A 12,611-nucleotide genomic window follows, 5' to 3' on the forward strand; every position below is an offset into this window, starting at 1 on the left:
TTGAAATGGGCAAGATGGATTTCATCGGCAAAGCCTCTTCAGCTGCAGGCGGCTGGGGCGCACTCAAAAGCGTGGGAAAACGCCTGCTTGAATCGGGCGCACCGATTTCTGGCGCGCGAACCCTGTTGAAAGCCAACCAACCCGACGGTTTCGATTGTCCCGGCTGCGCCTGGGGCGACCCTGAACACGGATCATCCTTTGAGTTCTGCGAAAACGGCGTCAAGGCCGTCGCATGGGAAGCCACAGAAGCGCGCGTTCCGCCGGACTTTTTTGCCAGCCATACGGTGTCTGAGCTTCGCACATGGTCGGATTACAGTCTGGAAAAGCAGGGCCGCCTCACGGACCCGCTGCGCTACGACCGTGCGACAGACAGATATCTGCCCGTATCCTGGAACGAAGCCTTTACTGCCATCGGCGGCATTCTGAAAAGCCTAGACAGTCCGGATCGTGCCGAGTTCTACACGTCCGGGCGCGCTTCCAACGAAGCGGCCTTCATCTACCAGTTGATGGTGCGGCTCTATGGCACCAACAATTTTCCAGACTGTTCCAATATGTGCCACGAGGCGAGCGGCGTTGGCCTGAAGGCCTCCGTTGGAGTTGGCAAGGGCACAGTACTGCTGGAGGATTTCGAGAAGGCTGATGCGATTTTTGTCATCGGTCAGAACCCCGGCACAAATCATCCGCGCATGCTGGGTGACCTGCGTCGCGCCGCCATCCGTGGCGCCCGCATCGTCGTCTTAAACCCGATCCGTGAAAAGGGCCTGGAGCGCTTTACCGATCCTCAGGACAAGCTGGAGATGATCACCGGCGGCAACACCAAGATTGCCACAAACTATTATCAACCCCGCCAGGGTGGCGATATGGCCGCTGTGCGCGGCATGAGCAAAGCTGTGTTTGCTGCCGATGATGCCGCCCGCGCCGCTGGCAGACCCAGTGTGATCGATCACGACTTCCTGAGCAAACACGCGGTGGAATTCGAAGCGTATCGCGCAGCCGTCGATGCGACAAGCTGGGACAGCATTCTCGACCAGTCTGGTTTGACACGTGATCAGATCGAGGAAGCCGCTGGCATCTACATGGCGTCGAAGTCCGTGATCGCTACCTGGGCGATGGGCATCACCCAGCACAAGCACTCCGTCATCACCATCCGCGAAATCACCAATTTCATGCTGCTGCGCGGCAATATCGGCCGCCCCGGCGCTGGCCTTTGCCCCGTGCGCGGTCACTCCAACGTTCAGGGCGACCGCACCGTCGGTATCGACGAGAAGGCGCCGCCTGCTTTGCTCGATGCGCTGGAAAAAGAACTCGGCGTTCCAATGCCGCGCAATCGTGGTCACAACACGGTCGAAGCCATCAGCGCGATGCTGGACGGCAAGGCACAGGCATTTATCGCGCTCGGCGGCAACTTTCTGCGCGCCACGCCGGACAGCCCGCTCATCATCAAGGCGTTCGAAAAGCAGAAGCTGACGGTCAACATCGCCACCAAGCTCAATCATTCGCATCTGGTGCCCGGTGAGACATCCTTCATCCTGCCATGTCTCGGTCGCACCGAAATCGACCGCAACTCGCAAGGCAAATCGCAGATCGTGACCGTGGAAGATTCCATGAGCATGGTGCATGGCTCTGGCGGCATCAACGAACCGGCGTCACCGCAACTGCGCTCCGAAGTCGCCATCATCGCTGGTATCGCGCAAGCCACGCTTGGAAATGAAAAAGTTGAGTGGGCGAAACTCGCCGACGACTACGACCTGATCCGCGACATGATTTCGCGCGTTCTTCCCGGGTTCCAGGATTTCAACGCGCGCGTCCGCGTCCCACGCGGCTTCCACCTGCGCAACGCAGCCGCGGAACGTGAATGGAACACGCCTGCCAAGAAAGCCACTTTCTTCACCGGACCGCTGCCGGAAAAGACCGACCATCAGGAAGCGCTTTCCAAAAATGGAATTTTTGTTCTACAGACCTTCCGAAGCCACGACCAGTACAACACAACGATCTACGGCATGGACGACCGTTATCGCGGTGTCTATGGCGAGCGTCAGGTCATCTTCATGAACCCGAAAGACATGGAGAAGCTGGGCGCACATGCCAAGCAGCGCGTGGATGTCATCGGCGAATATGGGGACGGCGTCGAGCGCATCGCCGAGAATTTCCGCCTCGTGCCCTACAATATTCCAGAAGGCAGCGTCGGCGGCTATTACCCGGAACTCAACGTTCTGGTGCCGCTGCATAGCTACGGCGAAGGCAGCTTCACACCAACATCGAAATCCGTTCTGGTTTCGGTTCGCATGCGCATAGAAGCAGCTGCTGCCTGATGAGCGAAGACCAATCCGCCGAGCGCTTTTTTGTTGTGGTGGAACAGATCAGTGAAACGGCCCCGGTTGCGCTGGACGCGACCGGGGCCGCACTTGTTGCAGCGGTTCATCTGGGCATTGGCAGCGATAGCCGCAGCCTCGCCAACAAGCTCGGCATTGCCCATGCACTGGTCTTGCGAGAAATCAACGTGCTTTCAGGCCGCCTGATGACCATCACCAAACGCGATGCGCGCACGCAGCGAACATGGGTGGAATTGACGGAAGAGGCCTCCATGCTGGCACAATCTGCTTCGAACGTGCTGCTGAAACCCTCGCTCAGCCAAATGGAATAAATGGAACGTCCAATGCCAATTCGTTCTATCGTGACCTATCCGCACCCGGCGCTTTCATTCCATTGCGAGCCTGTGGCAGATTTCGGACCCGAATTGTCCCAGCTTGCAGAAGACTTGCTGGAGACGATGCGCGCAGCGCCCGGTGTCGGCATAACCGCCGCTCATATCGGCCAGACACAACGCGTTTTCGTGCTGGAACTGAAACCGGGCGACGTGCGGACATATGTCAATCCAGAGATTGTGGAGACATCTGAAGGGACCATCCGGCACGTGGAAGGCAGTGTTTCCATGCCCGGTGTCACGGAAGAGGTCGAGCGCCCATCCAGCGTCAAACTCAGCTTTCAGGACGTCTCTGGGCAGTCGCACGAAGAGCAAGCTGAAGGCTTCCACGCGATCTGCATTCAGCATGAAGTCGATCAGTTGAACGGAATGTTCTGGCTGAAGCGTCTGTCAAAACTCAAGCGCGACCGCCTTATCCGCAAATGGGAAAAATCGCGCGCCTAATCATTCGACAGAAAGATCGAAAGCGGCCTGACCGCGCAGCGTGTTGCTGACGGTGCAGATAGCCTCCGCCTCATGGGCTATCGCCTGTTTCGTTTCGTCATCGAAATCGCCACTGATCTTAAGGCTCATATGAAAATGCGTGATCCGCGCCGGCTGGCCATCAGACTTCTCACCCGTTACACGCGCCTCCACGCTCTTGAAACGGTCCAGAACACCCATATGGCTCGCTGCGATGCGCGCGCTGAGCACCAGACACGCAGCAAGCGAGGAATAAAGAAGATCAAGAGGATTGAAACCGGGATCGGATGCCGCAGTGACGACAGAAAGAGCCCCGCCAGTGGGCGTCTCGATCTGCGGATGCCCATTCCGCCCCAAAGTGGCAATCGCTCCTGTCTGCCGCGTCTTCACTCTGATCTCACTCAACCCAATGTCCCTACATTCGAATTTTCAGAAATTACATTTTGCACAATGGAACCAAAATCCGCGCCAAGACTTTTACTCACGGAACGGTGATCGACCGTTACGGATTTACGGAAAATAGGAGCTGGGACACATGGTTACAGGGACACTCGTTAGCATTCTGATCACATTTCTGGTCATCGTACTCATTCTGTGGCTGATCAACCGCCTGCCAATCGGCGGTAGCGCAAAGCAGATCGCACAGGTTATCGTCATCATCATCGGTATTATCTCGATGTTGAAGTATCTCGCAGTCTTTTAATCGAGGCGATTTAAGATGTTACGAGCCCGACCCCCGAGTAAAATCTGGGTCGGGCTTTTTGTTTGAGGCTATCTTTTTAAGCCGGGATGTAACGGACATAGGCGAACTCATCACCATCCGGTGACCAGTTGGGCGAATTCATTGTCCCCTGCCCGCCAAACAGCTCAAACAATGTTTCCACACTGCCCCCATCCATATCCATCAATCGCACACGCACATCGAGATCACGCGGATGGTCGAAGACGCTGCCATCATAGGAAATGAACACCACTTTATCACCACGGGGTGACGGATGAGGAAACCAGTCGCCAAATTCGCTGTCGGTGATGCGCTCGACATCGCCACCATCCACCCGGACCCGCCAAATCTGCATGCGACCCGTTCGGCTGGAATTGAAATAAATCCATTGCCCATCTGCTGAGTAATCCGGCCCGTCGTTGCGCCCCTCGCCATGGGTCAGACGCGTCTCGATGCCGCTTTCGATATCCATCGAATAAATATCGAAAACCTCATCACGAATGCCGCAATAGGCGAAACTTTTGCCATCAGGCGCCCATCCATGCCAGTAGGATGGCAGGTTACGGGTCATCAGCTTCGGCGTTCCGCCTGCAGATGGCATGAGATAGATGGCGCTTTTGCCGAATTCCACCTTGTCGGAAACGGCATAGAACGCGCCATCCGGCGAAATGCCATGGTCATTGTTGCACGCGCTCGCAAAGCCGGTATCGACCTTTTCAACAGTCGCATCACCATCCAGTGACAGACGATACAGCAAACCCTCGCTGTTCAGCAGAAGATACGTCCCATCCGGCGACCAGTTCGGCGCCTCAAACAGCTCCGGCGTCTGCCAGACAACCCGGTTCTCAAGGGTCCGAATGTTGAAGATTTCAACGGAACTGCGCAGTTTGTCCATCGGACTACCGATCCCTGAAGCGGTTGGTGATCGGATAGCGGCGGTCACGGCCGAAGTTCTTTTTTGTGATCTTCACACCGGGTGCGGATTGGCGGCGTTTGTACTCGGCCAGATATAGCAGATGCTCGATACGATGCACGGTGGCGATGTCATGGCCGCGGGCGACGATATCGTCCACCGACATCTCCAACTCCACGAGGCATTCCAGAATATCATCCAGCACCGGATACGGCGGCAGCGAATCCTGATCGGTCTGGTTCGGGCGCAACTCGGCCGATGGCGCCTTGGAGATGATGTTGGCCGGAATGACGTTACCGGATGGCCCAAGCGCCGTCGGCGGCACGTGGCTGTTTCGCCAGGCGGAGATTGCGTAAACCTGCATCTTGTAGAGGTCTTTGATCGGATTGAAGCCACCGTTCATGTCGCCGTACAGCGTGGCGTAACCCACCGACATCTCGGACTTGTTGCCCGTCGTCACGACCATGGAGCCGAACTTGTTGGAGACGGCCATGAGGATGGTGCCACGCGCGCGGCTTTGCAGGTTTTCCTCGGTGATACCCTCCTCCGTGCCTTCGAACAGTTCGGCAAGCGACGATAGGAAGCCATCGACGGGATCGGCGATCGGCACGATATCGTAGCGGCACCCAAGGGCCTTGGCACAATCCGCAGCATCCTTGAACGAGTCCTCGGACGTGTAGCGATAGGGCAGCATGATGCAGCGCACCCGCTCCTCACCCAGCGCATCCACAGCAATTGCAGCACAGATGGCCGAGTCGATCCCGCCCGAAAGGCCCAGCACCACACTTTTGAAGCCGTTCTTGTTGACGTAGTCGCGGAAGCCCAGCATGCAGGCGCGGTAATCAGCCTCTTCGCCTTCTGGTATTTGCGAAAACGGTCCTTCGCCGCAATGCCAGCCTTTGTCGGTGCGCTTCCAATCCGTGACGGCAAGCGTGGCTTCGAACTGGCTCATCTGAAAAGCCAGTGTCTTGTCTGCGTTGAATGCAAAGCTTGCGCCATCGAACACAAGCTCGTCCTGCCCGCCGACCTGATTGGCGAAGACGAGCGGCAGTCCGCTTTCGATAACCTGGCGCAATGCCACCTGATGGCGGACATCCACCTTGCCGCGATAATAGGGGGAGCCATTCGGCACCAATAGAATTTCAGCGCCGCTTTCGGCCAAAGTCTCGCACACACCCAGATCGTTCCAGATTTCCTCACAGATGGCTATACCGATCCGCACACCCCGGAAATTATAGGGGCCGGAAATCGAGCCTTCGGAAAAAACGCGCTTTTCATCGAATTCGCCATAGTTCGGCAAATCAACCTTGTCGCGCAACGCAACGATTTTGCCGCCGTCGAGCAGCGCCACCGCGTTGTGACGCCCGGTCTCACCCTGCCGGGGAAAACCGATGATGACGCCCGGCCCGCCATCGGCAGTCTCTATCGCGAGCTCTTCGACCGCCTTAAGGCAGGCATGCAGAAATGCGGGCTTGAGAACCAGATCCTCCGGCGGATAACCGGAAATGAACAACTCGCTGAGAAGCAGCAAATCGGCGCCTTGGGAGGCTGCATCGGCACGCGCTTGGCGCGCCAGGGCAAGGTTGCCCGAGACATCGCCGACAGTGGGATTGAACTGCCCGACGGCAATTCTCAAGACGTTGGGAGTTGTGTGTATCTGGCTCATGCTTCTCACTTAACGTGGCTTACCGGATCGCGCAACGCAGGCCGGTGGACTCTCTCGCAATACCATACATCCCGTCCCGAACCGTGTCATCGTCGCGATCTGCCATGAAACCGCAATCGAATTCATTTGAAATCGCCCGTGCCCGGGTTTATCTCGTCAAAGGCGCCGGAACTCTTCATTTCCCTGCCGTTCCGAGCTTAGCCGGAGACCCCAATGCCCGCTTTCCCTGATTACATTTCCTCTCATTTCAAGCGTTCCTCAAGACATATCGGTGAGGTGGAACGGCGTATTCTCGATGTTGCGCACCAGCGTCAACTCATATCGACGGATACAAACGTCGCTTTCTCGGAAAGTTCCACTGTCGGGGAGAGGCTGGCAGACGGCATAGCGCGGATCGGGGGGTCCTGGGCTTTCATCATCAGCTTCATGGTCTTTCTGGTCGTCTGGACCATCATCAACACGGTGGTGCTGACGACGAAAGCGTTCGACCCCTACCCGTTCGTTTTTCTCAACCTCATCCTGTCCATGCTGGCCGCCATTCAGGCCCCCATTATCATGATGTCGCAGAACCGGCAGGGCACCCGAGACCGGTTTGAAGCGGCCAAAGACTATGAGGTCAATCTCAAGGCCGAATTGGAGGTCTTGTCGCTGCATGACAAGATCGACGGGAAGGTTCTGGCGGAACTAGCCCTGCTTCGTGAAGAGATTACCAAGCTTCACACGCATCGCCAAAGCGGTAGCAACACCCCATAACTGGTACGCCCGCAACAGTCGGCTAGCAAATTGATCGCTTCCTGCGCCTTTTTCTGCCTTGGTTACGAATCCGTCAGATTCTTCCGCTACAGATTGACGCGGGCATTTGTTGCATTGCACTCTTGGTGCGGCGACGCGGGAATCAGTTCCGTATCAGGATGGCATCAGGCTTTTCCGAGTAGCGACGCCTCCGCGCTGGAAACATTCAGTCCGGCCATCGAATTTCTGTCCCGGGGTTTTCTTCATGAACCAATATGATCTTATTGTTGTCGGTAGCGGTCCCGCAGGTCGACGTGCTGCCATCCAGGCTGCAAAGCTGGATAAAACAGTTCTGGTCATCGAAAAAGGAAGCCGCGTCGGTGGCGTCTCGGTTCACACAGGCACCATCCCGTCCAAGACCATGCGCGAGACGGCGCTTAATCTTTCAGGCTGGCGCGAGCGCGGGTTCTACGGCCGTTCCTACAGGGTCAAGCAGCAGATCAGTGCAGAAGACCTCCGTCGCCGCCTGATGATCACGCTCGACCACGAGGTCGAGGTACTGGAACACCAGTTTGCGCGCAACCGCGTGACCCACATTCGCGGCAATGCAGCCTTTGTTACATCAGACACGATGGAAATCTCGAAAGACGATGGGGAGGTCGTTCTGGTCAAGGGCAAGAGCATCTTGCTCGCCGTGGGTACGCGTCCCTTCCGTCCGGATTACATGCCGTTCAATGGCAAGACAGTCATCGACAGCGACGAAATCCTGGAGCTGCAGAAGCTGCCACGCTCCATGGTTGTCATTGGCGCAGGTGTTATCGGCATTGAATATGCCACAATCTTCAGCGCGCTGGATACTGCTGTCACCATCATAGACCCGAAGCCGACCATGCTGGATTTCATCGACAAGGAAATCGTGGAGGATTTCACCTACCAGCTGCGTGACCGCAACATGAAACTGCTTTTGGGACAGAAAGCTGACAAGGTGGAGCATACGCCGGAAGGCAAGGTCATGCTGACGCTGGACTGTGGACGCACGCTGACGACGGAAATGGTGCTGTTTGCCGCTGGCCGCATGGGCGCGACCGATACGCTCAATCTCGCCGCAGCGGGCCTCAGCGCCGACAACCGTGGCCGCCTCTCCGTCAACCCGGAAACCTTCGAGACATCGGTTCCCGGCATCTTTGCAGCGGGCGATGTCATCGGCTTTCCGAGCCTCGCCTCAACCTCCATGGAACAGGGCCGCATTGCAGCGCGTGTGGCCGTCGGTGCCATCGGTATGGAGCCACAGAAATACTTTCCTTACGGCATTTACGCCGTACCGGAAATCTCGACGTGCGGCCTGACCGAAGAAGAAATGAAGGAACGTGGCATCGCCTACGAATGCGGCATAGCGCGTTTCCGCGAAACATCGCGCGGCCACATCATGGGGCTCGATACCGGGCTACTCAAGCTGATTTTCTCGCTGAAGACACGCCGCCTTCTGGGCGTGCACATCGTCGGCGAAGGTGCGACAGAACTCGTCCACATCGGACAGGCGGTCCTCAACCTCAAAGGAACCGTTGAATATTTCGTTGAAAATACCTTCAACTATCCGACCCTCGCCGAAGCCTACAAAATTGCCGGTCTCGATGCCTGGAACCGGATGGGTGACATCAAGAAAAACGAGGCCGTTTGAACGACCTTTTCAGCGCCCCTACCAACGGATGTTGTAGCGGGCGCTGACCGACGGCCGAAAGCGATCCTCATACCCCTGATTGAGATTGCCCGAGACGGTGAGGTTCTCACCAAGCTTCTGTTCCAGCCCGACAGTCGACGTGAAATCATCGAACGTGTCGCGGCTGGCACCCGTCAGTACAAATGCCGTCCCGGTAGCGGACCGCGTCAGCCGCAGCGATTGCGAGACATCAAGCCCGCTCCACTGCTGCGCCGTGCCATCATAGCGCACGGTCATGTTGCGGTTGGATTCCAGGTCGAACTCCGGTGTGGCAATACGTTTCTGCGATGTCGTCATCGTCCACGCACTTGAACCCGTCAGTGCATTCATCAGCACGCCAATATCGCCTGCAACCTTCGCACCCGGCAGATTGGAGGACAAAAGCGTCACGGTGCCCCAGAACTTTACCGGCGTCTCGACCAGGGCTCCGCCATCTGACGCATTCATGCCCATCTCCAGACCACCACGAATGGGTGTCTCGGTAGGCAGCTTCGCACCGATCCGAGCCGAATAGGACGTATCGGAGTTCTTTGTCGGAGCCCAAATCAGCCCGCGTTCCTGAGCATGCACAAGTCCAGAAGACAAGCCGACGGCAACAGCGCCGATGAGGACGCAGTGTTTCATATTCAAAGTCATGTCTCTTCCTCAAGCTTTCGTAAAGCGCACCATCCTTGGGAGAAATGGTGCGCCTTGTTGGGCCTTCGACGACGATCCCATGCAGGATCGGCCGTTTAGAATTGCAGATAACGCTATCAGGCGCGCAGGTTATCACCGGGCATAACAACCGCATGCGGTGACGCCAGATGTAGAGTTGAAACTGGGGCAAACTGCCGGGCCGCGCGTTGCGCAGCGGACTTGCTTGTGTGCGATACACCGCAAATCGATGAGCCAAGATTGCCAGATGAACGGCAGATGAACAAGGTTGGAAATGGCACAAAAGCCATTGTGCGCTGCAATGTGATCGAAACGTTACAGAGGTTAACGGTGTCCAAACATGCAAAAGGCCGCTGTCGATACAGCGGCCTTTCGAAAAAATCATGAAAGAAGAGTTTACTCGGCGTCGCCTTCAGCAGCCTTCTTCTTGGCAGGCGCCTTCTTCTTCGGAGCAGCGTCTTCACCTTCAGCAGCGTCGGCCTTGGCAGCAGCCTTCTTCTTCGCAGGCTTCTTTTCAGCCTTGTCGCCGTCTTCGGCGTCGTCAGCCAGCAGCTCTTCCTTTGTTACGGTCTTGTCCGTAACCGAGACTTCCTCGAGCAGCTTGTCGATGACCTTCTCTTCGAAGATCGGCGCACGGAGCGAAGCGGAAGCGCCAGGCGTGTTGCGGAAGAAATCAAGGATTTCCTTCTGCTGACCTGGGAACTGCTGAAGCTGCGCAAACAGTGCGCGCTGCATTTCTTCTTCGGTGACTTCTACGCCTGCCTTTTCACCGATTTCGGAGAGGACGAGGCCCAGACGAACACGACGCTCAGCCAGCTTGCGATACTCTTCGCGAGCTTCTTCTTCCGTCGTGTCTTCGTCAGCAAAAGTTTTGCCGGACTGCGCGAGATCGGTGTTGATCTGGCGCCAGATATTTTCAAACTCGGCATCAACGAGACCAACCGGTGTTTCGAACTGGTAGACTTCGTCCAGCTGATCGAGAATCTGACGCTTGACCTTCTGGCGTGTTACATTGCTGTACTGGCTTTCGATCTGACCGCGAACGACCTCTTTCAGCTTTTCCGCCGAATCGAGACCGAGCTTGGTTGCCAGATCGTCATTGATTTCAACGTCGGCAGCAGACGCAACGTCCTTGACGGTAATGTCAAACACGGCTTCCTTGCCAGCAAGATTTGCTGCTGGATATTCAGTCGGGAAGGTAACGGTAATCGCCTTCTCATCACCAGCCTTGACGCCGACGAGCTGATCTTCGAAACCAGGAATGAAGCGGTTGGAGCCGATCACGAGCTCTGCATCGTCAGCCGCGCCGCCATCGAAAGCTTCGCCATCGACCTTGCCGAGATAATTCATCGTGACGCGGTCGCCTTCAGCGGCCTTGCCCTTCTTGGTCTCGTAAGTGCGTGCGCTTTCGGCGATCTTGAGAATCTGTTCGTTGATTTCATCTTCGGTCACTTCAACGACTTCGCGAATCACCTTGATGCCGTCGTTGGACTTCAGTTCGATCGCGGGAATCACTTCATAAGCGAGCGTGAATTCCAGATCGCTTTCAGCGGCCAGAATCTTCTCCGCTTCGTCCTGATCTTCGGTCATGGAGATAGAAGGCTGCGTTGCAGACTTTTCGCCACGGCCGGAAATGATTTCGGATGGCTTGTCACGAACCAGTTCGTTGACGAGGTCAGCCATGATCGATTTGCCGTACATCTTCTTGAGATGTGTCAATGGCACCTTGCCTGGGCGGAAACCGTTGATACGGACTTTGTCCTTGGCATCGGCAAGGCGCTCGTCGAGGCGAGACTTCATATCGGCGGCCGGAATGACGACCTTGATTTCGCGCTTCAGCCCTTCAGCGAGCGTTTCGATAACCTGCATTTTCATACCTTCACATCATGGCGGCGGTGCTCAGACAGCCGTTGGTTTACGTTCGAGCACAGCGCCGGAACCTAAATTCACCGGCCGTAGCTATATAAACTGCATGCACAAGCATTTTGCGGAGCAAAAACTGCGCTTGAGCCAGAGAAGCGACGAAGCATGTGCAACGCGCAATCTTCCCGGCGATTCATTTGGTGCGGGTAGAGGGACTCGAACCCCCACAACTCTCGTCGCCAGAACCTAAATCTGGTGCGTCTACCAATTCCGCCATACCCGCGCTCTTGAATCCTGCATAAACAACATCTGGCACACGAGGCCTTCCGGAGCGCGCGTCTCTATATCACCCGTTTTCTGGAGCGCAAAGGAAAAATGACGGTTTTACGTCTCTATTTGTGCCAACATCGGCGCAAACCGTGGTGAGTTCTCAGCCTTAATGTGGAGACTGCCCTCTCAACACCGACGATGCTCCCTACCCCATGGTTCCGGCGCTCAATCTGATTGCAACGGTCAAAAATACGCGCATGAGGCATTCCATAACCGGATTGGTGACGAAAACGCCCTTAAATTATGCATTTGTTAACATACTAGACGCCGAATCTCAATGAGCTTTGCGTCAGATGCATAGGTGGCATACTTCATTGTCTGTTTTTTGTTCTCATTAAACCGATTATATTCAGCGTCAGGAAATGAGTTAATCGCCGACCCAAGCGGCGCCAAAGATAGAACGAAGGACACGACCATGAACATCACTCGCTCGCTGAACAACTGGCGCAAGTATCGTCAGACCATCACTGAACTTGGCCGCATGAGCGACCGCGAACTCAGCGACCTCGGCATCGGCCGTAGCGACATCCGCCGCGTAGCACGTACTGCAGTCGGCATCTAATCTGAGTTCAAGCGGTCTTTTCCGTCGAACTACGAATATGAAAAGGTCTTGAGCTTCGGCTCAGGACCTTTTTTCGTTTTCTGTGCTGGTTTTTCAGACAATTTGGTCGCCATTCACACGGCGGTCTCATTGCGCCTAAAAAATGCACATCTAGCAAAATTGGATGCAAAAATAGTCGACACATTGCACAATTGCATGGCAGTCGCCTAAAATCTGCACTGCACATCCTTGTCCTGCATATGTATATACAGATCAACAGCAGAGAGCGCAGATGACTGAGCCTCTGA

General features: G+C 56.0%; 12 protein-coding genes and 1 tRNA gene. 7 read left to right on the forward strand and 6 right to left on the reverse strand.

Translation table 11 applies throughout. The features are described 5' to 3' along the window. Nucleotides 1-5: 5 nt before the first annotated feature. The 3 genes from RMR21_RS07315 to RMR21_RS07325 are packed head-to-tail and all read left to right on the forward strand — an operon-like array spanning nt 6 to nt 3,148. Nucleotides 6-2,312, forward strand: coding sequence for an FdhF/YdeP family oxidoreductase (locus RMR21_RS07315; RefSeq protein ID WP_498669993.1), 2,307 nt, complete (start codon nt 6-8; stop codon nt 2,310-2,312). Next, nucleotides 2,312-2,644 carry a hypothetical protein gene (locus RMR21_RS07320; RefSeq protein WP_498669994.1) on the forward strand — a complete coding sequence of 111 codons (333 nt, stop codon included), beginning with the start codon at nt 2,312-2,314 and terminating at the stop codon, nt 2,642-2,644. The genes RMR21_RS07315 and RMR21_RS07320 overlap by 1 nt, the downstream gene beginning before the upstream one ends. Nucleotides 2,645-2,656: 12 nt before the next feature. Beyond that, nucleotides 2,657-3,148 carry a peptide deformylase gene (locus tag RMR21_RS07325; RefSeq protein WP_498669995.1) on the forward strand — a complete coding sequence of 164 codons (492 nt, stop codon included), beginning with the start codon at nt 2,657-2,659 and terminating at the stop codon, nt 3,146-3,148. Here RMR21_RS07325 and RMR21_RS07330 read toward each other — a convergent pair whose 3' ends face one another. After that, on the reverse strand, nt 3,149-3,571 hold the full coding sequence (locus RMR21_RS07330) for an OsmC family protein (RefSeq protein ID WP_498669996.1): 423 nt from the start codon (nt 3,569-3,571) through the stop codon (nt 3,149-3,151). It abuts the gene before it with no gap. A gap of 130 nt (nt 3,572-3,701) precedes the next feature. Between RMR21_RS07330 and RMR21_RS07335 the strand changes: the two genes are divergently transcribed. Continuing rightward, nucleotides 3,702-3,869 carry a Thivi_2564 family membrane protein gene (locus RMR21_RS07335; protein WP_174153176.1) on the forward strand — a complete coding sequence of 56 codons (168 nt, stop codon included), beginning with the start codon at nt 3,702-3,704 and terminating at the stop codon, nt 3,867-3,869. Nucleotides 3,870-3,945: 76 nt separating this feature from the next. Here the strand turns inward: RMR21_RS07335 and RMR21_RS07340 are convergent, their stop codons facing one another. Both RMR21_RS07340 and RMR21_RS07345 read right to left on the reverse strand, forming a co-directional pair. Continuing rightward, complete coding sequence (locus tag RMR21_RS07340; RefSeq protein WP_498670104.1) at nt 3,946-4,773, reverse strand: TolB family protein; 828 nt, start codon at nt 4,771-4,773, stop codon at nt 3,946-3,948. A 13-nt stretch (nt 4,774-4,786) separates the two neighbouring features. Further along, nucleotides 4,787-6,466, reverse strand: coding sequence for an NAD+ synthase (locus RMR21_RS07345; RefSeq protein ID WP_498669997.1), 1,680 nt, complete (start codon nt 6,464-6,466; stop codon nt 4,787-4,789). Between the two features lie 213 nt (nt 6,467-6,679). Here RMR21_RS07345 and RMR21_RS07350 point away from each other — a divergent pair, with 213 nt between their 5' ends. Beyond that, complete coding sequence (locus RMR21_RS07350; RefSeq protein WP_498669998.1) at nt 6,680-7,219, forward strand: DUF1003 domain-containing protein; 540 nt, start codon at nt 6,680-6,682, stop codon at nt 7,217-7,219. Between the two features lie 244 nt (nt 7,220-7,463). After that, the gene (gene sthA, locus RMR21_RS07355) at nt 7,464-8,876 is read left to right on the forward strand and encodes a Si-specific NAD(P)(+) transhydrogenase (RefSeq protein WP_498669999.1); all 1,413 of its coding nucleotides are present in this window, start codon (nt 7,464-7,466) and stop codon (nt 8,874-8,876) included. Nucleotides 8,877-8,894: 18 nt separating this feature from the next. Here the strand turns inward: sthA and RMR21_RS07360 are convergent, their stop codons facing one another. The 3 genes from RMR21_RS07360 to RMR21_RS07370 form a co-directional block, all read right to left on the reverse strand. Further along, nucleotides 8,895-9,539 carry a hypothetical protein gene (locus tag RMR21_RS07360; protein ID WP_498670105.1) on the reverse strand — a complete coding sequence of 215 codons (645 nt, stop codon included), beginning with the start codon at nt 9,537-9,539 and terminating at the stop codon, nt 8,895-8,897. Between the two features lie 426 nt (nt 9,540-9,965). Next, nucleotides 9,966-11,438 carry a trigger factor gene (gene tig, locus RMR21_RS07365; protein ID WP_498670106.1) on the reverse strand — a complete coding sequence of 491 codons (1,473 nt, stop codon included), beginning with the start codon at nt 11,436-11,438 and terminating at the stop codon, nt 9,966-9,968. A 192-nt stretch (nt 11,439-11,630) separates the two neighbouring features. Continuing rightward, a tRNA-Leu gene (locus RMR21_RS07370) sits at nt 11,631-11,715 on the reverse strand. 462 nt (nt 11,716-12,177) lie between these two features. On the opposite strand from RMR21_RS07370, the gene RMR21_RS07375 reads away from it, so the two are divergent. Further along, nucleotides 12,178-12,324 (forward strand): DUF1127 domain-containing protein, encoded by a 147-nt coding sequence (locus RMR21_RS07375; RefSeq protein WP_174153172.1) that lies wholly within the window; start codon nt 12,178-12,180, stop codon nt 12,322-12,324. The last annotated feature ends 287 nt before the right edge of the window (nt 12,325-12,611 follow it).

This window comes from Agrobacterium sp. rho-8.1 (assembly GCF_033957725.1).
Taxonomy (GTDB): Bacteria; Pseudomonadota; Alphaproteobacteria; order Rhizobiales; family Rhizobiaceae; genus Agrobacterium.